Origin of the sequence: Paraburkholderia sp. A1RI-2L (genome assembly GCF_048957375.1) — a bacterium.
Classification (GTDB): domain Bacteria; phylum Pseudomonadota; class Gammaproteobacteria; order Burkholderiales; family Burkholderiaceae; genus Paraburkholderia.
In genome coordinates this window covers 2921131-2944715 of record NZ_JARBTA010000001.1, presented here as the reverse complement: position 1 = coordinate 2944715, position 23585 = coordinate 2921131, and the positions used below count along the sequence as shown (strand labels likewise).

Annotated in this window: 21 protein-coding genes; 3 read left to right on the top strand and 18 right to left on the bottom strand. The window is 66.5% G+C overall.

Going from position 1 to position 23585, the window contains the following annotated elements; all coding sequences use genetic code 11:
- Window positions 1–19: 19 nt before the first annotated feature.
- The 12 genes from flgL to PWP93_RS13405 all read right to left on the bottom strand — a co-directional run bounded on the left by flgL (window position 20) and on the right by PWP93_RS13405 (window position 12041).
- Window positions 20–1279: a flagellar hook-associated protein FlgL gene (gene flgL, locus PWP93_RS13460; protein WP_421025011.1), complete on the bottom strand. Its 1260-nt coding sequence runs from the start codon at window positions 1277–1279 to the stop codon at window positions 20–22.
- 11 nt (window positions 1280–1290) lie between these two features.
- Complete coding sequence (flgK, locus tag PWP93_RS13455; protein ID WP_421025012.1) at window positions 1291–3315, bottom strand: flagellar hook-associated protein FlgK; 2025 nt, start codon at window positions 3313–3315, stop codon at window positions 1291–1293.
- A gap of 163 nt (window positions 3316–3478) precedes the next feature.
- The gene (locus PWP93_RS13450; protein ID WP_421025013.1) at window positions 3479–4234 is read right to left on the bottom strand and encodes a flagellar brake protein; all 756 of its coding nucleotides are present in this window, start codon (window positions 4232–4234) and stop codon (window positions 3479–3481) included.
- A gap of 177 nt (window positions 4235–4411) precedes the next feature.
- A complete protein-coding gene (gene flgJ, locus PWP93_RS13445) occupies window positions 4412–5416 on the bottom strand; it encodes a flagellar assembly peptidoglycan hydrolase FlgJ (RefSeq protein ID WP_421044813.1) in 1005 nt (334 codons plus the stop codon).
- A gap of 8 nt (window positions 5417–5424) precedes the next feature.
- The gene (locus PWP93_RS13440; RefSeq protein WP_421044812.1) at window positions 5425–6621 is read right to left on the bottom strand and encodes a flagellar basal body P-ring protein FlgI; all 1197 of its coding nucleotides are present in this window, start codon (window positions 6619–6621) and stop codon (window positions 5425–5427) included.
- Window positions 6615–7340, bottom strand: a complete 726-nt coding sequence (locus tag PWP93_RS13435; RefSeq protein WP_421044811.1) for a flagellar basal body L-ring protein FlgH — start codon at window positions 7338–7340, stop codon at window positions 6615–6617. The genes PWP93_RS13440 and PWP93_RS13435 overlap by 7 nt, the downstream gene beginning before the upstream one ends.
- Window positions 7341–7342: 2 nt before the next feature.
- Window positions 7343–8131, bottom strand: a complete 789-nt coding sequence (flgG, locus tag PWP93_RS13430; protein WP_035532159.1) for a flagellar basal-body rod protein FlgG — start codon at window positions 8129–8131, stop codon at window positions 7343–7345.
- Window positions 8132–8167: 36 nt separating this feature from the next.
- Complete coding sequence (gene flgF / locus PWP93_RS13425; RefSeq protein ID WP_421044810.1) at window positions 8168–8926, bottom strand: flagellar basal-body rod protein FlgF; 759 nt, start codon at window positions 8924–8926, stop codon at window positions 8168–8170.
- 34 nt (window positions 8927–8960) lie between these two features.
- Window positions 8961–10214, bottom strand: a complete 1254-nt coding sequence (flgE, locus tag PWP93_RS13420; protein WP_421025019.1) for a flagellar hook protein FlgE — start codon at window positions 10212–10214, stop codon at window positions 8961–8963.
- Between the two features lie 31 nt (window positions 10215–10245).
- A complete protein-coding gene (locus tag PWP93_RS13415) occupies window positions 10246–10902 on the bottom strand; it encodes a flagellar hook assembly protein FlgD (RefSeq protein ID WP_421025288.1) in 657 nt (218 codons plus the stop codon).
- 153 nt (window positions 10903–11055) lie between these two features.
- Window positions 11056–11481 (bottom strand): flagellar basal body rod protein FlgC, encoded by a 426-nt coding sequence (gene flgC, locus PWP93_RS13410; RefSeq protein ID WP_421025020.1) that lies wholly within the window; start codon window positions 11479–11481, stop codon window positions 11056–11058.
- A gap of 32 nt (window positions 11482–11513) precedes the next feature.
- Window positions 11514–12041, bottom strand: a complete 528-nt coding sequence (locus tag PWP93_RS13405; RefSeq protein ID WP_421044809.1) for a flagellar basal body protein — start codon at window positions 12039–12041, stop codon at window positions 11514–11516.
- Between the two features lie 227 nt (window positions 12042–12268).
- Here PWP93_RS13405 and flgA point away from each other — a divergent pair, with 227 nt between their 5' ends.
- The 3 genes from flgA to PWP93_RS13390 all read left to right on the top strand — a co-directional run bounded on the left by flgA (window position 12269) and on the right by PWP93_RS13390 (window position 14728).
- A complete protein-coding gene (gene flgA / locus PWP93_RS13400) occupies window positions 12269–13726 on the top strand; it encodes a flagellar basal body P-ring formation chaperone FlgA (protein ID WP_421044808.1) in 1458 nt (485 codons plus the stop codon).
- A 145-nt stretch (window positions 13727–13871) separates the two neighbouring features.
- Entirely contained in the window at window positions 13872–14225 is a 354-nt protein-coding gene (flgM, locus tag PWP93_RS13395; protein ID WP_421044807.1) for a flagellar biosynthesis anti-sigma factor FlgM, read from the top strand.
- 56 nt (window positions 14226–14281) lie between these two features.
- The gene (locus tag PWP93_RS13390) at window positions 14282–14728 is read left to right on the top strand and encodes a flagella synthesis protein FlgN (protein ID WP_421025024.1); all 447 of its coding nucleotides are present in this window, start codon (window positions 14282–14284) and stop codon (window positions 14726–14728) included.
- A 395-nt stretch (window positions 14729–15123) separates the two neighbouring features.
- Here PWP93_RS13390 and PWP93_RS13385 read toward each other — a convergent pair whose 3' ends face one another.
- The 6 genes from PWP93_RS13385 to flhB all read right to left on the bottom strand — a co-directional run bounded on the left by PWP93_RS13385 (window position 15124) and on the right by flhB (window position 23460).
- Window positions 15124–15648: a hypothetical protein gene (locus tag PWP93_RS13385; protein WP_421044806.1), complete on the bottom strand. Its 525-nt coding sequence runs from the start codon at window positions 15646–15648 to the stop codon at window positions 15124–15126.
- Between the two features lie 162 nt (window positions 15649–15810).
- Window positions 15811–16542 carry an RNA polymerase sigma factor FliA gene (locus PWP93_RS13380; protein WP_421044805.1) on the bottom strand — a complete coding sequence of 244 codons (732 nt, stop codon included), beginning with the start codon at window positions 16540–16542 and terminating at the stop codon, window positions 15811–15813.
- A gap of 22 nt (window positions 16543–16564) precedes the next feature.
- Window positions 16565–17551 carry a MinD/ParA family protein gene (locus PWP93_RS13375; protein WP_421044804.1) on the bottom strand — a complete coding sequence of 329 codons (987 nt, stop codon included), beginning with the start codon at window positions 17549–17551 and terminating at the stop codon, window positions 16565–16567.
- Entirely contained in the window at window positions 17544–19544 is a 2001-nt protein-coding gene (gene flhF, locus PWP93_RS13370; RefSeq protein WP_421044803.1) for a flagellar biosynthesis protein FlhF, read from the bottom strand. The genes PWP93_RS13375 and flhF overlap by 8 nt, the downstream gene beginning before the upstream one ends.
- Before the next feature lie 512 nt (window positions 19545–20056).
- Window positions 20057–22156, bottom strand: coding sequence for a flagellar biosynthesis protein FlhA (gene flhA / locus PWP93_RS13365; protein ID WP_421025030.1), 2100 nt, complete (start codon window positions 22154–22156; stop codon window positions 20057–20059).
- On the bottom strand, window positions 22153–23460 hold the full coding sequence (gene flhB / locus PWP93_RS13360) for a flagellar biosynthesis protein FlhB (RefSeq protein ID WP_421044802.1): 1308 nt from the start codon (window positions 23458–23460) through the stop codon (window positions 22153–22155). Before flhB ends, flhA begins: the two co-directional genes overlap by 4 nt.
- Window positions 23461–23585 lie beyond the last annotated feature (125 nt).

The window sequence follows — 23585 nt, the reverse complement described above, 5'->3', positions numbered from 1 at the left end:
CCGCTCCTGGCAATGCCCGTCAGGGATTGATGTACTGGAATAGCGAAAGATTCTGAGTCGCAGCAAAACTCTTCTGAGAAGCTGTCAGCGCATTGGAAAGTTGTGTGTACTGAGCAATCGCTGCGGTCATGTCGGTGCTCGTGAGATCGCTGAGATTGGACGTCACCTGCAACGCATTCGTCGACGTCACCGTTTGCAGCGCCTTCACTTCCTGCTCTCTGCCGCCCACCGACGCCTGGATCGTGACCACGTTCGAGATCGAATTGCCGATCGCGGTGAAGCCGCTTTGCAGCGCATTCGTGAGATTGGCGCCCGCCGCCGGGCTGCCGTTCACCGGCGTTTGCAGCGCGGCGATCACGCTGTCGATGGTGCTGAACACGCTGCTGTTCTGCGGCGCCGTGGCCGGCGTGACCGAGAACGTATCGCCGGCCACGGGCGTGCCCGAGATCGTCACGTTCATGCCGATCTTGCCGGCGGCGCCGAGGTCGATCGGCGCGCCATCCGTGTAGGGCTGATTCAGCGCGAGCGTCGCCGGCGGATTGGTCGAGTTGTCCATCACCGAATACGTGAGCGCGCCGGAGGTGGCGTCGGTGCCGAACTGGATCGACAGCGGATGGCCATTGGTGGCCTGGGTCGGATCGGTCACCGTGACGCCGCTGATGGTTCCGGTGCCCGTGTTCTGCATGCTGCCCCCGGCCACGGCCTGCGAGCCCGCTGCCGAGACGCTCAGGAACACCGCCGCGCCCGTGTCGCTCACCGAGATCTGGCGCGAGCCGCCCACCTGGACCAGGCGCTGGCCGAAGTCGCCGTTATACGTCACGCCGCCGCCCGTGGCGTTGGTGAACACCTGCGACGTGCTCTTGAACCCCGAGAACAGATAGTTACCCTGACCATCGGTGGTGTTGGCGAGCGTGAGCAGCTGGCTGCGTTCGCCCTGCAATTGCTTGGCGAGCGCCTGGCGGTCGGCGTCGTTGAGCGAGCCGTTGATCGCCGACTGAACCTGCTGGCCGATGGCCTGCAGCGTGGTCGTCACGCTGCCGAGCGTCGAGTCCTCGAGCTGCAGCGAGGACAGCGCCATGTTCTGGTTCGACGCGTACTGCGTGAGCGTCGCGCTGGTGGCCGAGAGCTGCACGGCCTGGGCCGCGCCGAGCGGGTTGTCGGCCGGCGTCGAGAGCGATACGCCAGTCGAGATCTGCTGTTGCGTCTGGAGCAGCTGCGATTGCTGGTTCTCCATCGTCGCCACGCTGGACGAATAAAACTGGGAAGTCGCGATACGCATGGGTCAGCGCCTCACTGGAAGATGCCGAGCAGGGTCTGGAACAGCGACGCCGCCGTCTGTATCACCTTGCTGTTGGCCTGGTAGAGCTGCTGAAACTGCAGCAGTTTGGCGGCCTCTTCGTCGAGGTTCACGCCCTGCACGGACTGCTGCTGCGAGGTGAGCTGCGTGACGAGCGATTGCTGCGAGGTGCTCGACGCCTTCAACTGGCTCGCCGTGTTGCCGATCGTGTTCACGTAGTTCGAGTACGCGTTGGTGAGCGTCTGCGAACCGGCGAACACTGTGCCCGAGGTGAGGTTCGCGAGCGCGAGCGCGTTGCGGCCGTCCTGCGCGCCGCTCGTGTTCGGCGCGACGGTGAAGGTGTCGCCGTCCGCGGGCGCGCCCGTCATCGTGAAGCTGACGTTGTTGGCCGTGCCGCTGGCGTCGCCGCTGATGGCGATGGTCGCGCCCGTGCTCGAGTCGTAGGGGATCGTCGTGGTGCTGCTCGTGATCGTGTACGGCGTGGGCGTGCTCGAGCCCGGCACGGTGACGGAGACCGTCGAGCCCACCGGAAATCCCGAGAGCGTGCCGGTGCCCGAGCCCGAGGCCGCATAGCTCAGTTGCAGGCCCGGCGAAGCCACCGCATACCCCGCGCTGACCGTGCCCTGCGTGACGCTGGCCGTGCCCGTGTTGGTGCCGCCCGCCGCGACCAGCACCGGCGAGGCCGCCGCGATCAGCGATGGGTCGCTCGTCGCGACGGCGAAGCTGTCGAGCGCGCCCGCGGTCGGCTGGATCGAGAACGCGTCGCCGTCGTTCATGGTGCCCGTCGACGTGATCGACAGGCCGCTGCCGGCGGGCGCGAACGGCTTGCTCTGGCTCGGCTGGGTGGTGGTCGAGCCGAGCACCGTGTTGGTGGTCGTGTCGGTGAGCGTCCAGGTGCCGCCCGCCGCGCTCGAATACGAGAGCGTGTAGTTGTCGGTGGGCGGGTTCGCGGCGTTGGTGAGCGTGGCCGAGACCGCGCCGGTGCTGCTGGGGTTGTTGCCGAGATTGGCCGTGACGACCGGCCCGCCCACGGTAAACAGCGCGCCGCCCGGAGCGCCGCCGAGCGTGAGGCCGAGCGCATTTTGCTGGTTCACCTGGGCGGCGAAGCTCGTGGCGATCGCGCCCAGCTGCGCCTGCGCCGGATCCAGCGTGTTCTGCATGAACGAGACGAGGCCACCCACGGTGCCGCCCTGCAATGCCGCGCTGGAAAGCGGCTGCGCCTGGGTGGTCGAGCCCGGCAGTCCTTGCCAGGCCACGGTCATTTCCGCGGGGTTCGAGTTGGAGGACTGCGTGCCCAGGTTGTAGTTCTGCCCGCTCACCACGAGCGGCTGGCCGTTGCCGAGAAACACGCTATAGCCGCTGCTGTTCTGCACGACCTGCACGCCCACGAGCTGCGAGAGGTTCGTCATCGCGAGGTCGCGCTGGTCGAGCAGCTGGTTCGGCGGCTGGCCGGCGCTGCTCGCCATCGAGATCTGCGTGTTGAGCTGCGCGATTTGCTGCGTGTAGGTGTTGATCTGCGTGACCGCGTTCGACAACTGCGTGTTCACGCTCTGGCGCATCGCGTCGTATTGCTGGCCGGCGGCGTTGATCTGGTCGGCGAGCGACTGCGCGTCGGACAGCGCGGTCTGGCGCGTGGCCGTGCTCGCGGGCGAGTTCGAAACGTTCTGCAGTCCCGAGAAGAACGTCGTGATCGACGTGGCGATGCCCGAAGTCGGGCTGCCCACGAGGTTCGAGAGCTGCGTGGCAAGCGTGTACGACGCGGTGAGCGCGCTGTTGCTGGATTGCGCGGCATTCAATGCGCTCGTGAGGTACTGGCTATAGGCGCGCTGCACCGTGGCCGTGGTCACGCCGCCGCCCAGGTAGCCCGAGCCCGTGTACTGGCCGGCCGCTTCCTGGTAGACCGCAGTTTCCACGTTATAGCCGGTGGTCGACGAATTGCTGATGTTCTCGCCGGCGGTGGCAATTCCGACCTGGGCCGCCTGCAACCCGGAAAGCCCGATCGAGAAGATGTTGGACATGCTTGATCCTCAGGGGCGGCCTTTCCGGCACCCCGCCGATGGGGTGATGGGTCGTTCGGGCCGCGTGGATGAACCCATGTAATAACGGCAGCGAGGCGCGAAAATTGAGCGCCTGCATGAGCATGTGCATGAGCACCTGCGGCCCGCAGTCCCGTCGCGAAGCTCAGGCGCGCTGGAACGCGCGACGCTTCATTTCGAGCTGCGTGATGTAGCGCTGGAGGCTGTTCTCCGCCGCGCCCGGCAGCGCCACGAATCGGAAGCCGAGGTGATAGCGCCGGTCGCCGTTGGGCAAGTCGATGAAGCGCAGCACCGCGAGCGCGAGATCCACGCGCAGCGTGCCGTGCGAGCGCAAGTCGAGCTCGACGTTCGCGATCGTCAGGCCCATTTCGAAGTTCGCCGCGCGCTCGTCGGTCGTGCGCAGGCCGATGCCGCCGAGCGAGAGGTCGTGCACCTCGAACTGGAAGCGCTCACCGTCGGCGGGCATTGCGCCCCGGCACAGGCAGGGCTCCAGCACCGGCGTATCGACGCGGAAGTACTCGCGGCGCTGAATGTAATAGAGCACCTCGGGGAAATCGGCCTCGAAGGCGGGGCGGCCTTCGAATTCGGTCTCGCGCGGCGTGGCGGTGGCGAATTCCACCCGCACGCCGTCGGGCGAGGCGTGGAACTGGCAGCGCGCGCTCGCGAGCACGTCGCGGTTCTGCTCGGGGAGGGCGCCCCAGTCGAACACGAAGTTGCGCTCGCGCGTGTTCACTTCGAGGATGCGCGTGACCAGTTGGCCCGCGCCGTATTGCAAGGTCAGGAAGTCGCCGCGATTGGCGAGGTTGCGCAACTGCACGCCGACTTCCAGCGGGTTGCGCCGGCCATAGTCGGGGACTTCGCCTTCGTGAGCTTCCTGTTGATTCGACTGAACGGTATTCATCGGCCTGGCGGAATTTCGTGGACATGCCGGCGCGCCGTGGGCTGAACCGCCGCGCGCCGTCCTGGCGGTTATCCCCGCCCCAGATTTTTTTGGATCTCGCCTGCATTAGCGGCAGCCGCGGCCGGAAATTTAGGGGCGCCGTGCAAATATTCCGCGTTTGAGCTCACGAACACCCGATCAGACCATCTGCTGCATGATCGACATGAGCTTTTTTGCGTAGTGCGGGTCGGTCGCGTAGCCCGCGCGCTGCATGCCGTGCGCGAAGCTTTCCGCGCTGTGCGAGTTGTTGATCACCGAGGCGTAGCGCGGATTGTTCTTGAGCATGCTCGCGTAATCGGCCATCGCGTCGTCATAGGAGTCGTAGGCGCGGAACTTCTCCACCACGCGGTGCGGCGCGCCGTTCACGTACTCGGTCGTCATGGTCGAGACGGTCTTGCCGGTCCATTCCTTGGTGGCCTTGATGCCGAACACGTTGTAGCTCGTCGAACCGTCGGCCTTCATGATCTCGCGCTTGCCCCAGCCCGACTCCAGCGCCGCCTGGCCGACGATGAAGCGCGCCGGGATGCCGGTGGCCGCGCTCGCCTGCTGCGCGCCGTTCGCGAGCTTGTTCACGAAGGCGTCCACCTTTTCGTCGCCGTTGCCGTGCATCGGCGGCGTGAGCGCGCTGTTGGCGTTCCAGCCCTGCGAGCGGCCGAGCGCGCCGTTCGCGGCGGCGTTGCCGTAGGCGCGGCCCAGCGCGTTGAGCATCGCCATGTTGCCTTCGTTGCCGCTGCCGCCCGCGCCCGCGCCCGACATTCCCGACATGGCGCCGGAAATGCCGCCCGCGCCGCCGCCGACTCCACCCGCGCCGCCTGCATCGCCGCCCATGCTGCGCATGAGCTGCTTGATCATGGCGTTCGCCACGCCGATGCCCTTGTTCGACATCTGCTGCGCGAGCTGCTGGTCCATCATCGAGACGAACTGCGCGCCGTCCTTCGAGTCGAGCGGGCCGTCGTCGGGCGTCGCGTCGCGCATGCTTTTGAGCATCATCTGCGTGAACACGGCGTCGAACTGCTTCGCGGCCATCTTCACGCCCTGCTGCGGCGAGGCATTGGCGGCGGCGCGCATCGAGTCGAAGCCCTGCACGTCCAGCGCGAAGCGGTTGGTGAGGTCGAGGCTGGTGCCGAGATTCGCGTTGTCCATGTTCGCTCCTAGATGATCTGAAGATCGGCGCGCAGCGCGCCTGCCGCCTTCATCGCCTGCAGGATCGACATGAGATCCGCGGGCGTCGCGCCCAGCGCGTTGAGCGCCTTCACGACTTCCGCGAGATTGGCGCCCGCCGTCACGAGCTTGAGCGATCCGTTGTCCTGCTTCAACTGGATCTGCGACTGGCGTGCCGCCACCGTCTGGCCGTTCGAGAACGCGCCGGGCTGGCTCACCGCCGTCTGCGTGTTCACGACCACCGAGAGATTGCCGTGCGCCACCGCGCAACTGTCGAGCGTGACCATCTGGTTCATCACGATCGAGCCGGTGCGGGCGTTGAGAATCACCTTGGCCGCGGGCTGCGCCGGGCGCACGTCGAGATTCTGGATCTGCGCGATGAAGCTCACCTGCCCGGAGGGATCGAGGGGGGTGCGCACCTGGATCGTGCGGCCGTCCACGGCCGCCGCCGTGCCCTGGCCGAACAGGTTGTTGACCGCCGCCACGATGCGCTGCGTCGTGTCGTAGTCCATGTCGTTGACTTCCATCTGCAAGACGCCGCCTTGCGCGACCGGCGACGGCACCGCGCGCTCCACGGTCGCGCCGCCCGAGATGCGGCCCGCCGCGAGCTGGTTCACCTGCACCTTGCTGCCGTTGGCCGACGCGCCCGCGCCGCCCACCGCCACGTTGCCCTGTGCGATGGCGTAGACCTGGCCGTCGGCGCCCTTGAGCGGCGTGAGCAGCAGCGTGCCGCCGCGAATGCTCTTGGCGTTGGCGAGCGAGGACACCGTCACGTCGATCTGCTCGCCGGGCCGCGCGAACGGCGGCAGCGTGGCGGTCACGATCACGGCCGCGACGTTCTTCAGCTGCATGTTGTTGAGCGTCTGCGAGGAGCCCGTCGCGCTCGACGTGTTGTTGATCGAGATTCCGAGGTTCGCGAGCATGTTCGCGAGCGTCTGGGTCGTGAACGGCGCCTGGGTGGTCTGGTCGCCGGTGCCGTCGAGGCCCACCACGAGGCCATAGCCGATCAGCGGGTTGTCGCGCACGCCGGTGATCGACACGAGGTCTTTCACGCGCTCGGCATGCGCGGGCACGGCGTAAGCCAGCAGCGCGCCGCACGCGAAGATGAGGCCGACCACGAAGCCCAGTGCGGTGAGCAGGTCCTTCGCGCGCGAGCGGCGCGTGTGGCGGAAGCGGATCTTTACCATGGCGCGATATTCAGGAAAAAGCGTTGCAGCCAGCCCATGGTCTCGGCTTCGTCGATCACGCCTTTCGCGGAGTATTCGATCTTCGCGTCGGCCACATCGGTCGAGAGCACGGAGTTGTCGCCGGCCACGGTGTTCGGGTTCACCACGCCGGAGAAGCGCACGTATTCGTTGCCCTGGTTGATCAGCATCTGCTTCTCGCCGGAGACCACGAGGTTGCCGTTGGGCAGCACGTTCGTCACGGTCACGGTGATCACGCCCGTGAAGGTGTTCGATGCGTTGGCGCCGCCCGTTGCGTCGAACTGGTTCGCGCCCGACGCCGTGAGATTCATGCGCGTGAAGAAGCCCGGCGCGAAGCCCGCGACCGGCGCGGCCAGATTCGTGCTGCCGCCGCGCTTGGTGTTGGCGCCCGAGGACTTGGTCGCGTTGATGTTTTCGGAAATGACGATGGTGAGAATGTCGCCGATATTGCGCGGGCGCTGATCCTCGAAGAGCGGCCGCCCCACGTAGCCGGGGTTGTAGATCGAGCCCGGCGAGCTGTTGACCGGCGGCGAAGGCGGCACGGCCGTCATCGGCTGCTGGGTGATCGGCTGCCGGTTCGGGATATAGGCGCAGCCCGCCAGCGTGGCGAGCGCGATGGCCGCCACGGTGGTGTGCAGCCCCGCTCGCGCATTCGTGTGCGCCGCGTGCTGCCGAGCGAGGTTGGGTACGGACGGGCTCATGCTCAAACCTGCATCTGGCTCAGCGTCTGCAGCATCTGGTCGGAGGTCGTGACCGCCTTGCTGTTGATCTCGTAGGCGCGCTGCGTCTCGATCATGTTCACGAGCTCTTGCACTACGTTCACGTTCGAGGCTTCCACGTAGCCCTGGTTGAGCGTGCCCGAGCCGTTGAGGCCCGGCGTGGTCACCGTGGGCGCGCCCGACGAAGCGGTTTCCGAGAGCAGGTTCTGGCCGTTGCTCTGCAAGCCGGCCGGGTTGATGAACATGGCCAGTTGCAGCGAGCCGACCGTGGTGTTGTTCGCCGAGCCGGGCGTGGTGACGGTCACCACGCCGTCGCTGCCGATGGTGAGCGAGGTGGCGTTGGCGGGCACCGTGATGGTGGGCAGCACCGGGTAGCCGCTCGACGTCACGAGCTGGCCCTGCGAGTTGGTCTGAAACGAGCCATCGCGCGTGTAGGCCGTGGTGCCGTCGGGCATCTGCACCTGCAGAAAGCCCGCGCCGTTGATGGCCACGTCCTTCGAGTTGCCGGTCTGCTGCAGGTTGCCCTGGGTGTAGAGGCGCTCGGTGGCGACCTGCTGCACGCCCGTGCCCACCTGGCTGCCCGAGGGCAGCTCGGTGGTCTGCGTGGAGTTCGCGCCGGGCTGGCGCAGCGTCTGGTACATGAGGTCCTCGAACACCGCGCGCGAGCCCTTGAAGCCATTGGTGCTCACGTTCGCGAGGTTGTTGGAGATCACGTCCATTTGCGCCTGCTGCGCATTCATGCCAGTGGCGGCGATGTAGAGCGATCGGTTCACGGTGTCTTTCTCCGGGAAGGCTTAAAGGCCTGGGGCTTAGCTGAAGTTGAGCAGCTGGTTCGCGCTCTGTTCGTTCTGGTCGGCGGTTTGCAGCAGCTTGGTCTGCATCTGGAACTGGCGCGCGTTGTCGATCATCGAGACCATCGCCGCCACCGGGCTCACGTTGCTGCCTTCGAGCGACTCCGTGGCGATCTGCACGCTCGGGTCGGCGTCGGCGGGGTTGCCGTCGGCGGTGCGAAAGAGGCCGTCGTCGCCGCGCGTGAGCGAGCCCGCGGGCGGGTTCACGAACTTGATCTGGTCGATCATGGCGATGGCGCTCGCTGGGCTGCCCGGCGCGATCGCCGAAACCGTGCCGTCCTGGCCGATCGTCACCGCCGAGCCCGGCGGCACCGCGATCGGGCCGCCGCCGCCGATCACCTGGTCATTCGCGGCGGTCACGAGCTGGCCGTTCTCGTCGACGTGCAGATTGCCCGCGCGCGTGTAGGCCTCGTTGCCGTCCGGCGTCAGCACGGAGATGAAGCCCGAGCCCTGGATGGCGATGTCGAGCGGGTTGCCGGTGCGCGAGATCGCGCCGGGCGTCATGTCCGCGCCGGGCGTGGACGACAGCACGAAGGTGCGCGTGGTCGTGTTGTTCACGCTCGAGCCGTCGCCGAACGACATCGGCACGGCGCGGAAATTCGCGAGCTGCGCGCGAAAGCCCGTGGTCGAAACGTTTGCGAGGTTGTTCGCAACTACGGCCTGCTGCTCGAGCGCCTGGCTGGCGCCCGTCATCGCGGTGTAGATCAGTCGGTCCATGATGTGCCCGGTGCGTTAGAGGTGCCTGCGCGGCTTACATCTGCAGCAGCGTCTGGTCGACGGTCTGCTGCGTCTTGATGGTCTGCGCGTTCGCCTGGTAGTTGCGCTGCGCCGTGATCAGGTCGACGAGCTGGTTCGTGAGGTCGACGTTCGACGACTCCACCGCGCCGCCGGTGAGCGTGCCGTGGTTGGTGCTGCCGGGCGTGGAGACCTGCGGCACGCCCGAGGCGGCCGTTTGCTGGAACTGGTTGCCGCCGAGGTTCAACAGGCCGTTCGGATTGTTGAAGTTGGCGAGCACGACCTGGCCGAGCGTCTTGGTCTGGCCGTTCGAGTAGTTGCCGGTGATGGTGCCGTCCGCGCCGATCGTGAAGTTCGACAACGTGCCGCTCGCATAGCCGTCCTGCCCGAGGTTGTTCACGCCGTTGGCGCTGCCGTACTGCGTCGTGCCCGAGAAGTTCAGCGTGATCGCCTGGTTGGTCTTCGAGCCGTCGGTCGGGTTGATCGTGATGGGAATGTCGCCGAGCGTGGTGGCAGTGCCCGTCGAATCGGCCGTGGAGAGAAGCTTGCCGGCATTGTCGAAGGTCATCGTGCCCGCGGCCGTCGACGAGACCGCGCCCGCCGTGCCCGCGTAGACATTCCACTGCTGGTTGCCGCTCGCGTCGAGGCCGCCCTTCACGAAATACATGTTGACCTGCTGCGTGCCGCCCAGCGAGTCGTATGCCGTGATCGACGTCGAATAGTTGTAGGTGTTCGAGTTGGTGGCGTCGAACGGCGTCGCGGCAGGCGCGGTGGACTGCGCGTTCAGGTTCAGCTGCGCGGTGACGCTGGTGGTCATGACCGGCGAGATATTGGTCGTCGGCACCTGGAGCGGCACCGTCTGCGCCGTGTTCACCACGCCGTTCGTGCCCGCGCCATAGCCCATTAGCTGGAGACCCGAGGCATCGGTGATGTAGCCGTCCTTGTTGAGCTGGAACACGCCGTTGCGCGAGTACGTGACCGTGCCGTTATTCGACATCTGGTAGAAGCCGTTGCCGTTGATGGCGACGTCGAGCGCCTGGCCGGTCGTGGTGATCGTGCCTTGCGAGAAGTTCTGCTGCACTTGCGAGAGCGCCGCGCCCAGGCCGATCTGCGTATTGACCGCGGTGGCGACGGTGTTCGCGTAGACGTCGGCGAACTGCGCGGTGCTCTGCTTGAAGCCCACCGTGTTCGCGTTGGCGATGTTGTTGCCGATGACGTCGAGGTCGTTCGACGCTGCGGCGAGGCCGCTCAATCCTTGCTGGTAGCCCATGAGTGTCGACTCCGCTTAAATCTTGTCTGGTTCAGAGAATGCCGGCCACGCCCGAGAGCGAGACCGTTTTGCCGTTGGCGAGCGAGAGGCCCGCGCCACCGTCCGATTGCTGGATCACGCCCTGCACCTTGCTCGCGACGAGCGCGGTGGCCGTGCCGGCCTGGCCGTTGACGATCGCGCTCGCGCTCACCGTGTAGGCGCCGTCGGCCACTGCGTTGCCTGCGGTGTCGGTGCCGTTCCAGGTAACGGGGATGGTGCCCGCCGACTGCGCGCCGAGATCGAGCGTATTGACGACCTGGCCCGCCGAGTTGGTGATCGTGAGCTTCACGTCCGAGGCGGCCGCGGGCAGCGTCACGCCCAGTTGCGGCGCTGCGCCGCTCGTCACCGTCATGCTGCTGCCGGGCGCGAGCACGGTCGAGCCGATCAGCAGCGCGGCCTGCGCGTTCTGGCCCGCCGAGAGCTGCGTCGAAAGCGACGAGAGCGACGTGTTGAGCTGCTGGATGCCCGTGACCGTGTTGATCTGCGCGAGCTGCGAGGTCATCTGCGAGCTGTCCATCGGATTGGTCGGATCCTGGTTCTGCAACTGCGTGACGAGCAACTGCAAAAAGGTGTTCTGCAAGTCGGTGCCGCTCGTGCTGCCCGTGCCGCTGGCCGAGGATTTGCCCGACGCAGCCGCCGTGGGATTCATGGTGTCGAGCAGTTGCTGCGACACGGTGGCGGTGCTGCCGCCGATGGTGGTGTTGCTGGAGGTCAACGCGTTCTCCTCGCTTGACGTTGCTGGCTCGATGTTGCGCGGTGTTGCCGTTTAGTGCGCGGGGCTGCTGGTTCAGGCGCCGCTGTCTCAGGTGCCGATGGTCAGGGTCTTGAGCATCAGCGTCTTCGCGGTGTTCAGCGTCTCGATGTTGGCCTGATACGAGCGCGACGCCGAAATCATGTTCACCATCTCCTGCACCGGGTCCACGTTCGGCATCGAGACGTAGCCGTTGGCGTCCGCCGCGGGGTTGTCGGGCTGGTAGCTCTGCTTCATGGGCGTGGGGTCGTCGACCACGCCGGTCACCTTCACGCCGCCCACCTGCTGGCCCGAAGCCGTGCGCGCGCCGCCGAGCGGGTCGACCGCGAACACGACCTGCTTGGCCTTGTAGGGCTGGCCGTCGGGGCCGGTCGTGCTGTCGGCGTTGGCGAGATTGGACGCCGTCACGTTCAGCCGCTGCGATTGCGCCGACATGGCGGAGCCCGCAACGCTGAAAATGTTCATCAGGGATGGCATGGTTTCGTTGTCCTTCAGTTCACTCGGTTCGTTCAGTTCGACCCCGACTGGATCGCCGAGAGCATGGTCTTGATCTGCTGCGAAAGCACCGTCATGCCCGATTCGAAATGCAGCGCGTTGTCGGCGAACTGCACGCGCTCGGTGTCGAGGTCGACCGTATTGCCGTCGAGCGCGGGCTGCATCGGGTTGCGGTACATCACCGGGCTCGTGTAGGTGTCCGCCTGGCCGCCGGTCGGGATCAGCTTCGTGTTGCCGGCCATATGGCCCGCCTCGGTCGCGGCCATCGACATGCCGCTCGTCACGCCCGCCGGCTGCGCCAGGGCGAGCGGCCGGAAGTTGCCGCTCGCGCCGCCAGCGACGCCCGCAGCAGCGATGCCCGGCGTGGCCGCACCCGCTTGCCTGAGCGCGCCCGCGAGGGAGGCCGAGAAGTCGACGTCGCGCGCCCGGTAGCCAGGGGTATCGGCATTCGCGATGTTCGAGGACAGCAACGCCTGGCGCGTTGCGCGCACATCGAGCGCTTCGCGGCCAAAGGCGAATTCGGCATCGAGTTTGTCCAGCATCGGGCGTTCTCCGTGACTCGAGTTCAGGGGCTGCGCCGGTGCATGCATCGCGCATCCGGCAACTGGGCGAGGCCCGCAGGCCTTTACGCATGGAGACGAATGTTAGGCGCGCCTGACAAGAACCAATCGGACGAATAGCCGGTAAAGGCCCCCTCTATTCGACGCAAGCACGCGAGGGCCGCCGCCTAGAATGCGAGGCGTGTCAATGCAATGAATGGAGAACGACGATGCCGCACAAAGCCCCCCTTCGTGTGCGCGGCGCGCGCCGCGAGGCTGCGGCGCGCCGCGCGCAGCGCCGTTCGATCTCGCGTGCGCTTGCGCTCGTGCTTGCGGCGCTGGCCGTGAGCGGCGCCGCGCACGCACAAAGCGAAGCCGAAGCGGCTGGGCAGCAGATCTATATCGCGGGCCCCGGCGACCGCGCGGGCTCGGACGCCGCGCGGATGAGCGCGATGCTCGCGCAGGGCGGCGGCGTGGGTTCGAGGGGCGCTGCGGCAAACGCCAGCGCGAGCGCTAACGCTTACGCCCAGAACGCGGCCATGCTCGCTCGCCGCACGCAAAGCGCGCAGCAAGATCCGCAGCAGGATTTCGCGCAAGCGCAAAACCAGCCGGGCATGATCGCGATCCCCGGGCCCGGCGAGCGCGGCCGCGCGGGCGAAGCCGCCACGCCCGAGATCGTCACGATTCCCGCGCCGGGCGCACCTAACACTGCCGGCGCGGCCACGCCGCGCCCCGCGCTCGCGCGCGCCGTTCAACCCATGCGCGTGCCAGCGGCGAATGCATCTGGGAATGCGTCTGCATATCCGGCTGCATATCCGGCTGCCGCCATGAGCGGCAACGCAGGCACGGGCGGATTGCAGCGCGTGAATGTCGTCAGGCCGTCTAGCGCGGTCGCCCCGGTCGTCGTCGAAACGGCCGCGCCGGCTGCCGCCGCGAAACTCTCCACCGTGCCGGTCACGCGTGCGCCGGCTGTAACCGCCGCCCGTTCCGCACCCGCCTCGCCCACCACGCCCGCCGCAGTCGCGAGCGCCGCGGCCTATGGGCAGAGCGCGCAACTGCCGCCGGGCCAGGAGGACGGCGAACGCATTCGCGCCACCGTGGTCGCCTTCCTCCAGCAGCAGGCCGCGGGCTTGCCGGGCAAGGTGAGCGTGAGCGTCGGGCCGGTGTTTCCGCGCGGCCTCGCCGCTTGCGCCGCGCTCGAACCGTTCGTGCCGCCGGGCGCGCGCATGTGGGGCCGCACGACGGTGGGCGTGCGCTGCGTCGGCGCGAAACCGTGGACGCTCTATGTGGTGGGGCGCGTGGCCGTCGACATCACCTATTACGTGGCCGCCCGCCAGATCGACGCCGGCCAGACGCTCTCCGCCGCCGACTTCATGCCGCGCGAAGGCGACCTCGCAAGCCTGCCGCAGACCATCATCACCGACCCCACGCAGGCCAACGGCGCGGTCGCGCTCGCGCGCATCACGGCAGGCTTGCCGCTGCGCACCGACATGCTGCGCAGCGCCTCGTCGGTGGTGATCGGCCAGACGGTCAAGGTGGTCGCGGTGGGATCGAACTTCACGATTTCCGCCGAAGGCAGCGTGCTCAACAACGCCGCGCCCGGCCAGATGGTGCGCGTGCGCACGGCCGGCGGGCAGATCATCAGCGGCGTCGTGAAAGATGCCGCCACGGTGCAGGTGCAGATTTAGGGCAGGATTGCCGGTCCGGTAAAAAAGGCGGTGCGGCGGCCATGTGGGCAAGGACACGTAACAGCATGTAACGGCAGGACTTTCGCGCTAAAGTTCGCGCGCAGCGTTGCCGTTATCAAGGCCATACGGATCAGGAAGCCCAATCGTGAAAATCGACACCTCCAACCGCAATGACGCGCGTTCGCTCCAGGATGGCCCGGCGCGCACGCAGCAAGGCGAATCCGCGAGCGCGCCAGGCGCGGGCGGCACGGCATCGGCCGGCGCGGCATCGAGCGCCATCGGAGCGGGTACTGGCGCAGACGCCAACGTGAGTCTTTCGTCGCTGTCCTCTTCGCTGCGCTCGCTCGCGGCGAGCGGCGCCGCCGACATCGACATGGGCCAGGTCCAGTCGATCAAGGACGCCATCAAGAACGGCACGCTGCAAATCGACGCCGGCAAGATCGCCGACGGCATTATCGAAACCGCGCGCGGCCTGCTCAAGCCGGCCTCGGGCGGCTAAATCGCAGGGCGCGGGCGCCAGGGCGTCCCGCAACCCGCATTTTCAGGTGGTCCCGGATGAAAGACGCGCTTCTCGCCACATTGATCGACGAACACGCCGCGGTTGAGGCGTTCGCCTCGCTGCTCGCCTTCGAGGAGAAGGCGCTCACGACGGCGGACGGCATCGATGCGCTGCCGCAGATCGTCGAACAGAAGACGACGCTCACGCAGCGCATGGCGGGGCTCGAGAAGGTGCGCGACGCGCAACTGGCCGGGCTCGGCCTGCCGGCCGGACGCAAGGGCATCGAGATGGCCTGCGACGGCGACGCGCGGCTCGCGGGCCAGTGGGCGCGGCTCTTGGGTTCGACCGAGCGCGCGCGCCGGCAGAACCTGACGATCGGCATGATGGTTCGCACCCGCATGGAACATAACCGCCGGGCGCTCGCGATTTTGCGGGGCGAAACCGGCAACGGCACGTCGATGCTGTACGGGCCGGATGGACGCCTGCCGGCGTTCGGGCTGTAACTGGCCCTTGTTCCTCGCGTGGTTGGCAGTTGCGTGGGGAATTGAAAAGCCGAAGCACGGGGGCTTCGGCTTTTTTGTTTCTGGGTGCTAACTGCGAGGGGAATCGATTTACCTCTGTCGGCAGTGGTGAAAAAATCTTCACTGGTTTTTCGGAAAAAGGCACTCAGACAAAGACTGCGATCCGTCACGAAAGACCGTTGGCGCAGAGCGTCTGGGGGCAGACGAAATCTGGTTGCAAGACTATTTGGTCATCGTTTCCGAGCGACGCCTTTCAAGGTATATGGGCGAAATCTCCGTGTTTACTTTTCTTTCAGAGGAATCACCGACCCAAGCAACTTAAATTTGTCGTAGCTTTTCGTTGAACGTCTACTGATGACTGGCTGCGTTTGACCGGTTCAAGTCGATAAACGTCTTTCCCCACAAGTCAGCAAATAATTGTGAAAAAGCAGCTCAGCCGTAACGTCCACATTCCGAAGTTCGCCGGGAACGATAGGTGCACCTTCACTGGTAAATCGCTCGTCGGCTGGCAACGCTGAAAAGAACCGCTCGTGCAGTGTCGTGACGCGCTCAGGCTCGAACAGGGCAGCAACGGGAAGCGTCGCCCAATCGTGCTCCAGTACGGTTTCCGTTGCGATGTGCGCCAGAGCCAGGTGCTGTTTCTTGCGTTCGACGCTATCTGTCGAATAGTTCTCTTTGAGCGCGTCTTCTATTCTGGCGGGCGTGGTGTGCTGGCCTTCGATTTTGTTCGTGTAGTAGGAGTTCATCGCGCGCAACTGGGGCGCCAATGCCTCAGAAAACGGAGTCCTCAACACGGGAAGCAATCTCTCTGACGAACCGACAAGATCCGACGCCTGATCAAGCAGCGGATCAAGCACCCGATCTTCAGGAAACAATGGCTCAAACGAAACGGTCGTCGTCATGGCGTGATGTTCACACCCATGTAGGGTTTGAAGTCGCGAATTATAAACACTAAGCCATTGTTTTGTATTGAATTAATTTATTCCGCGTAGGGTTTGAAGTAGGGTTCTGTGTAGGGTAGCCAGCCCTCAACACAGCACCCAACCCATTGATGCCAAGCCGATTCAATGCTCCGTCCCCGCCCATGACATCTCGCGCAGCCGCGCCCGCAAGCGTGCCACCGCCTGGCTGTGCAACTGGCATACGCGCGACTCGCTCACCTCCAGCACCGCGCCGATCTCGCGCAGGTTCATGCCGCGCTCGTAATACAGCGACATCAGCAACTTCTCGCGCTCGGGCAGCCGCTCGATCGCCTCGACTAGCGCGCCGCGCAGGCTCTCGTCGAGCAGCGCCGAGAGCGGGTCCGAGTGATCGACGCGATAGCGGTCGAGGAACGGCTCGTCGTCGGCGGAGCGGTCGAAGTCTTCGTAGTAGATGAGCTGACTGCCGTGCAGATCCTGCAGCATGCTCTGGTACTCGTCGAGCGGCATCTGCAGATGCTCGGCAATCTCCGTCTCGCTCGCCGAGCGGCCAAGCCGCTGCTCCACCTGATGCACCGCGCTTTCCACTTCGCGCGAGGTGCGCCGCAGGCTGCGCGGCAGCCAGTCGTTGCTGCGCAACTCGTCGAGCATGGCGCCGCGAATGCGCTGGCTCGCGTAGGTCTCGAACTGCGCGCCCTGATCTTCCTTGTAGCGACTCGCAGCGTCGAGCAAGCCGATCATGCCGGCCTGGATCAAGTCGTCGAGATCCACGCTCGCGGGCATTTTCGCCACGAGCTGCAATCCGAGCCGCCGCACGAGCGGCGCATACTTCGCGAGCACGTCGGCCTGCGAAATCTTTCCTTGAGCGTTATACATCTGGCTCTCCTTCCTGTGTCCGTCACACGTGCCGATGCGCGTGCACGGGCGAGTCCGCCCGCCATCCCGCATAGGCCGTCGCGCTCGCGGACGGGGCGTCCGTGACGGATGAAACGAATGAATTCGCCGCTTGCTCCGGACTCGCCGGCGCGCCCGCCGATGCCAACAGCGCGGGGCGCAGCGGCCAGTGCGGCAGTTCGGCCGCCACGTGGCGAAAATCTCGCGCGGCAGCCGTCGACGGAAACGCATCGACGATGCAGCGCGACAGTTGCAGCGCGCGCGGCATGTGCGGATCGGCGGCAACGCTGCCCGCGCGCTCCAGCGATACCGCGAGGTAGCGGCTCGCCACTCCCGCGAGATTCTCGAGCGCGGCCTGCGCGTCGGCGGCGCTCGCCACGTGGTTCGCAAGCACGCGGAACTGCCCAATCGCATGCGCGAAATGCAGCCGCTTCATGCAGGCGTAGGCGTCGGTGATCGCCTGCGCGGTCACGCGCATCACGATCAGCACGTCGTGCGCGTGCAAGGCGAGCGGCGAGAGCGCGCCTTCGGCGTCGAGCTGCGCGTCGATCAGCACGAAATCGGCGGGACCGGCCAGCAGCTTGCTCAATGGCGCATCCAGCTGCGCCCCCACGCACTGCTCGCGCGGCGCGGCCAGTACGCCGAAGCCCAGCGCATGCCGCGCCACGGCCTGGTCCAGCGCAATCTCGCCGCGCATCACCGCCGCGAAATTCGGCGCGAAGTTTCCTGCGAGGCTTGCGGCATTGCCGCGCGCTTCGTTGCTCACGCCGCGCATGCCGCCGCCGAGCTGCGCACTGACCGAGCGCGGACCGAGGCACTCGTCGATCACGAGCACGTCCTTGCCCAGCGCGATCAGCGCGGCCGCGAGATTGATCACCACGGTCGTGCGCCCGGGTGCGCCGTGGCCGCCGGTCACGGCGATCACGCGCGAGCCTTCGCGCGCGAGCAGCCGTCGCAGGCCTTCTGCCTGATCGATCACGAACTTATCCAAACCGGACCTCGGGAGCTTGCGTGGCCGAGCGCGTCGAGAGCGCGGAGAGCAGCGCGGGAATATCGTCCTCGTGCGGCACGAACGGCGAGCGATCGCGCGGCACGCAGAACGCGCTGCGCACGAGAAAGCGGCGCGTGGCCACGTACAGGTTCTCTGGCACCTTCTGGCCCGTGGAGACGTAGTGCACCGGCAGCTTGTAGCGCAGCACCGTGTCGAGCGTGCTGCCGAGGTTGGTCGCTTCGTCGAGCTTGGTGAGGATGCAGCCCGCGAGCGGCGAGTTGTCCGGGCCGTGCTGGTACGCCTGCACGACTTCGTTGAGCGTGTCGCCGTGGCTGGTCGCCGAAAGCAGCAGCAGGCGCTGCACCGGGCGGCCCGTACCGCACAGCATGGCGATCTGGTCGGTCACGGCGCGGTCGCGCTGGCTCATGCCGATCGTGTCGATCAGCACGATGTGCTTGTTCTTGAGCTCGGTGAGCGCGAGTTGCAGATCGGCGCCGTCACGCACCGCATGCACCGAGACGCCGAGGATCTTGCCGAAGATGCGCAGTTGCTCGTGGCCGCCGATGCGGTAGCTGTCGGTCGTGAGCAGCGCGACCTTGCTCGCGCCGAAGCGCATCACGCAGCGCGCGGCAAGCTTCGCCGTGGTCGTGGTCTTGCCCACGCCGGTCGGGCCCATCAGCGCGAATACGCCGCCGCGCTCCATGAGCGCTTCTTCGTCCTCGAGCACGGGCAGGTTCGATTCGAGCACCGACTGAACCCACTCCATGCCGGCCTCTTCGGTTTCCACGCTGGGCAGGCGGTCGACCACCATCTTCACGAGCTGCGCCGAAAAGCCGGCCGCGAAAAGCTGCTTCGTGAGCGCGCCCTGCATCGGGTTGCGGCGCTGATGCTCGCCCCACAGCAGGCCCGCGAACTGCTCTTCCATCATGCCGCGCATGGAGGCGAGCTCGTGCATCACGGTTTCGTTGACGACCTGCTCGATGCGCGCGCGGATCGCTTCGCTCACCGTTTGTGCGGTGCTGGGCGCGGCGGGTTGTGCGCTCTGGGCGGCCTGGGCCGGGTTAGGGGCGCTTTGAACGCTTTGAACGCTTTGAGCGGCGGGCGCCGGGCCGGCCGCATCGGGGCTCTGGCCAATGCTGCGGGCCGCGCGGCGCGCCGCGACGTGCGCAGCCTGGCGCGCCCATTCGGGCGTGTTCGCGTCGATATCGGCGCGATGCGTGGGGTCGGCGGCCACGCCGAGGCCTTTCGCCATCGCGGCGGCCGGCGTCATGCCGGTCGGCTGGGCCGTGTCCCGGTTCGCCTGCTGGTTCGCTTGCTGATTCGCGATACGGCGCGCGTGGTCGATCAGCCAGGGGTTCGATTCGGCCATCGTGCGCGGTGCGTCCTGGGACTCGACTGCGGGTTGCCTGGCTTGCTGGCCCGCCGCGGCACGCGAAGCGGAGAACGGCTTTGCCGCGGCTTCGGACGCTTCGGCGCTCAGCTTTGCCTGCGTGGCTTGTCCGAGAGAGACGGCGGTGTCGTCGCTGTCGCTGTCGTGGTTGCCTTCATCGGCTTCGCCTTGTGCCGCGGCGTCCGCCCCAGCGGCGTCGCGCTCCGCGCCCACCTCCGGGCTCGCGCCGAACACTGATGAGAACACGTCGGGCATGCCGCCGCTTGCGTAAGGGTTGCCAGCGGTCGCCGCAGTGCTGGCGGCAGGCGGTGCGCCGATCGCGGCGCGCGACGGCTTCGCCGCGAAGCCCGCGCCAGCCTGCGCCTGACCACCGGCGGACGATGTGCCGCCGAGTGGCGCTCCGCCAAGGGGCGCTCCGCCAGACGGCGCTCCGCCGTCCGCCGGCGCGAGCGCTGCGAGGTCGCGGTCCGCGAGCGCGACGATTTCGACGCTGCCGTCGTCGAGCGTGCGATTCGACAATACGACGGCGTCCGCACCCAGCGCTTCGCGCACGAGGCGCAACGCGTCGCGGCTGGTGCCACCGATGAATTTGCGAATGTTCAAGCCAAGCCCCTGAGTGAGGTGAGCGGCCTGCGCCGCCCGTCGTTTGCGTCTGGATTACCGCAGGCCTTGCGCTCTCGCACGGGCCCTTCTCCGATGTTGGAATTATTTCGAAGGTGAGCCCTCGACGATCGGTGGATCAGGGCGGGGAAAGGTGGGTAATTCGGGGGATGGGGGAAGCGGGCAAGCTTGCGCGCAGCGAAACAGCGCGAGATCGTCAATTGACTATATGCACGGATATTTATATGTTTTTGTTAATGAATTTATATCAGGATAGCACCCGAACATCGGCCGTCGTGCAAGTATGTTTGCCGCGAGTTCGATTGAAGGCCAAATGCGGTTGGACAGGGTGTTGCAGTTGGCCGTCGACGCTGGACTGCCAGAATTTCGAGAATACGTCCTGCCCTCGCACCTGGTGCTTTATGCGAAATCAGATTCGCGCGTGTTGATGCTGGCTATTCGCCACCAGCGAGAATTGGGATACGCACCGGATGCTGAGTAAGGCTAAGTTCGCCTCACCCCGCCCCCACCACATTCACCACCCGCACATTGCGCGTATCCGGCACCTCGGCATACGAAAGCACCTTCAACTGCGGCAGACTGCGGCGCAAAAAGCGCGAGAGCATCGGCCGCAGCGCATGCTGTACGAGCAGCACGGGCGCAAGTCCCAACGCCTGCTGACGTCCCATCGCCATTTCGGTCTGCGTGAGCAGCGTATGCGCGAGACCGGGCTCCAGCCCGGGGTTCGGTCCCGAGGTCAGCGTCTGCGAAAGCACGCGTTCGAGATTGGCGTCGAGCCCCATCACCTGCATGTCCGCATTGCCGGGGAACCACTGCTGCGTGATCGCGCGGCCCAGCGAGATGCGCACGGCCGCCGTGAGGTCGTGTGCGTCGGGCATGCGCGGCGCATGCTCCGCGAGCGACTCCATGATCGTGCGCATGTCGCGGATCGGCACGCCCTCTTCCAGCAGGTTTTGCAGCACCTTCTGCAAGGTCGTGAGCGCCAGCACCTTTGGCACGAGGTCGTCCACGAGCGAGGGCGTGTCCTTCTGCACGCGCTCGATCAGCGCCTGCACTTCGCGGCGGCCCAGCAATTCGGCCGCGTGCGTCACCACGAGGTGATTGAGGTGCGTCGCCACCACGGTGCTCGAATCGACCACCGTGTAGCCGAACACCTGGGCCTGCTCGCGCATGTTCGAATCGATCCAGATCGCGGGCAGCCCGAACGCCGGGTCGGTGGTCGGCGTACCGGGCACCACCGCGCTCACCTGCCCCGGATTGATCGCGAGCCACTGGCCCGGGAACGCTTCGCCCGAGCCCACTTCCACGCCCTTTAGCGCGATGCGGTAAGCGTTCGGGCGCAACTCCAGGTTGTCGCGGATGTGAATGACCGGCGGCAGGAAGCCGATTTCCTGCGCGAACTTCTTGCGGATGCTCTTGATGCGCTTGAGCAGCTCGCCGTCGGTGTTCTTGTCGACGAGCGGAATGATGCGGTAGCCCACTTCGAGCCCGAGCGTGTCGATGAGCGCCACGTCGTCCCAGCTCGCCTCGGCGTTCTCGACGGGCGCGGCGGCAGCCGGCAGCACGTCCGCGAGCACGGCGCTGGCCTTCTTCGCCTCGGCGCTCTTTTTCATCACGCGGCCAAGCTGGATCGCGCCCCCGCCCAGCAGCAAGAATGCGAAGTGCGGCATGCCCGGAATCATGCCCATCATGAGGATGATCGCGCCGGTGATCATCAGCACGCGCGGGTTCGTGAACAGCTGGCCGGTGAGTTGCGTGCCGATGTCCTCATTGGTCGCCACGCGCGAGACGATCACGCCCGCGGCCGTCGAGATCACGAGCGACGGAATCTGGGCGACGAGACCATCGCCGATCGTCAGCAGCGTATAGGTCTCGCCCGCCGAGGCGAACGGCATGCCGTGCTGCACCACGCCCACGATCAGCCCGCCGATGATGTTGATCGCCATGATCAGGAGGCCCGCGATGGCGTCGCCGCGCACGAACTTGCTCGCGCCGTCCATCGAGCCGTAGAACTCGGCTTCCTGGGCGATCTCGGTGCGGCGCTTGCGCGCGGCTTCCTCGTTGATGAGGCCCGCGTTCAAGTCGGCGTCGATCGCCATCTGCTTGCCGGGCATGGCGTCGAGCGTGAAGCGCGCCGACACTTCCGCGATCCGCCCCGCGCCCTTCGTGATCACCATGAAGTTGATCACCATGAGGATCACGAACACCACGATACCCACGGCGAAATTGCCGCCCACGAGGAAGTGGCCGAACGATTCGATCACCTTGCCGGCCGCGTCGGGGCCGGTGTGGCCTTCGAGCAGCACGACGCGCGTGGAGGCCACGTTCAGCGAGAGGCGCAACAGCGTGGAGAACAGCAGCACGCTCGGGAACGCCGCGAAGTCGAGCGGCTTCATGGTGTACATGCTGACGAGCAGCACCATCACCGATAGCGCGATGTTGAAGGTGAACAGCAGATCCAGCAGGAACGGCGGCAGCGGCAGGATCATCATGCCGAGGATCATGCAGATCAGGATCGGTCCGGCGAGCGCGCGCAGATTCGTGCCTTGCAGCACGTCCGGGCGCCGCGCGAGGAAACCGGTGCGGGCGTTCATTCTGTGGCTCCTTCGTTGCCGTTGCGGGCGTCGTTGCGCGTGTCAGCGCGATTCGCGCCGCGGGCGGGGTTCGATGCTGTGCTTGATGCTGTGTTTTGTGCGCTGCCGCTGGCCGCGCGCTCCTCGGACGAGAGCGCTTCGTCCGCTTCCTCGGTGGCGTCTTCGTCGCTCACCGCGCCCTTGTCCAGTTCCGGCGGCACGTCGAGGTCGGTGGGCGCCATCGGCACATCGCCGCCGTGCTCGCGAAAGCGCTTCAACTGATAGACCCACGCGAGCACCTGCGCGACCGCGCCATACAGCGGGCCGGGAATCTCGCGATTGATGTCGACGTTGTAGTAGAGCGCGCGTGCCAGCGGCGGCGCTTCGAGCAGCGGCACGTTGTGCTCGGCGGCGAGCTCGCGGATGCGCGCGGCCACGAGGTTCACGCCCTTGGCGACCACCCTGGGCGCGCGCATTTCGCCGTCGGCGTACTGGAGCGCGACGGCGAAGTGCGTCGGATTGGTCACCACCACGTCGGCCTTGGGCACCTGCGCCATCATGCGGCGGCGCGCCATGGCGCGCTGCTGCTGGCGAATGCGGCCCTTCACGTGCGGGTCGCCTTCGTTCTCGCGGTGCTCGCGCTTCACTTCTTCCTTGGTCATGCGCAGCTTGCGGTGATACGACCAGAGCTGATACGGCACGTCGATGGCGGCCACCACGAACATGCCGGCGACGGTCGTGCCGCAGCACACGGCAATCAGATGAAGGGCGTCGGCGAACGCGCGCGGCGGCGGCTGCATGGCGAGACCGAGAATTTCGTCGCGCCGCATCCACAGCGCCGATCCGCCGATGCCGCCCACCACGAGCGTCTTCGCGATCGACATGCCAAGCTGGATCGGCCCGTTCACCGAGAAGATGCGTCCAAGCCCCGACACCGGATTGAGGCGACTGAACTTCATCTCCAGGGATTTGGTCGAGAACAGCCAGCCGCCCAGCGCCATGGGCGCGAGCAGCGCGGCGGCGCCGGTCAGCAGGAGCACGGGCAAGAGCGCGACGAGACCTTCGCGCGCAGCCACGCCGGCGCCCGTGAGCATGCGCTTCGTCTCGAACGCGCCCGCGTGGTTGAAGGTGAGCGCGCCGCGCAGCATCGTCTGCAAGTGCTCGCCGATGGTGCCCGACAGCATCCACGCGCCGAAACACCCCGCCGAGAGCAGCGCAAACGTGGAAAGCTCCCGCGAACGCGCGACCTGCCCCTCCTCGCGCGCCTTTTCGAGGCGCTTGGGAGTGGCTGATTCGGTTTTTTCGAGGTCGCTGTCCTCTGCCACGGATGCTCCGGTCGCGGCGCACGCACACCCGCCACCCCTGCGGTGACGGCGCACGCCCTTTTTCAGTGAGAGCGATTATTGCCTCGGGGCGCAAGCGGCGATTGGCGGATCAGGACGGGGAAACC

Coding starts and splice junctions, on each gene's coding strand:
- flgL (WP_421025011.1), bottom strand. CDS start 1,279: ATGCGTATCGCGACTTCCCAGTTTTATTCGTCCAGCGTGGCGACGATG.
- flgJ (WP_421044813.1), bottom strand. CDS start 5,416: ATGGACAACGCGAATCTCGGCACCAGCCTCGACCTCACCAACCGCTTC.
- PWP93_RS13415 (WP_421025288.1), bottom strand. CDS start 10,902: ATGAATCCCACGGCGGCTGCGTCGGGCAAATCCTCGGCCAGCGGCACG.
- flgC (WP_421025020.1), bottom strand. CDS start 11,481: ATGCCATCCCTGATGAACATTTTCAGCGTTGCGGGCTCCGCCATGTCG.
- PWP93_RS13385 (WP_421044806.1), bottom strand. CDS start 15,648: ATGACGACGACCGTTTCGTTTGAGCCATTGTTTCCTGAAGATCGGGTG.
- flgE (WP_421025019.1), bottom strand. CDS start 10,214: ATGGGCTACCAGCAAGGATTGAGCGGCCTCGCCGCAGCGTCGAACGAC.
- flgK (WP_421025012.1), bottom strand. CDS start 3,315: ATGTCCAACATCTTCTCGATCGGGCTTTCCGGGTTGCAGGCGGCCCAG.
- PWP93_RS13405 (WP_421044809.1), bottom strand. CDS start 12,041: ATGCTGGACAAACTCGATGCCGAATTCGCCTTTGGCCGCGAAGCGCTC.
- PWP93_RS13450 (WP_421025013.1), bottom strand. CDS start 4,234: ATGAATACCGTTCAGTCGAATCAACAGGAAGCTCACGAAGGCGAAGTC.
- PWP93_RS13435 (WP_421044811.1), bottom strand. CDS start 7,340: ATGAGCCCGTCCGTACCCAACCTCGCTCGGCAGCACGCGGCGCACACG.
- flgA (WP_421044808.1), top strand. CDS start 12,269: ATGCCGCACAAAGCCCCCCTTCGTGTGCGCGGCGCGCGCCGCGAGGCT.
- PWP93_RS13390 (WP_421025024.1), top strand. CDS start 14,282: ATGAAAGACGCGCTTCTCGCCACATTGATCGACGAACACGCCGCGGTT.
- PWP93_RS13440 (WP_421044812.1), bottom strand. CDS start 6,621: ATGGTAAAGATCCGCTTCCGCCACACGCGCCGCTCGCGCGCGAAGGAC.
- PWP93_RS13380 (WP_421044805.1), bottom strand. CDS start 16,542: ATGTATAACGCTCAAGGAAAGATTTCGCAGGCCGACGTGCTCGCGAAG.
- flgF (WP_421044810.1), bottom strand. CDS start 8,926: ATGGACCGACTGATCTACACCGCGATGACGGGCGCCAGCCAGGCGCTC.
- flhA (WP_421025030.1), bottom strand. CDS start 22,156: ATGAACGCCCGCACCGGTTTCCTCGCGCGGCGCCCGGACGTGCTGCAA.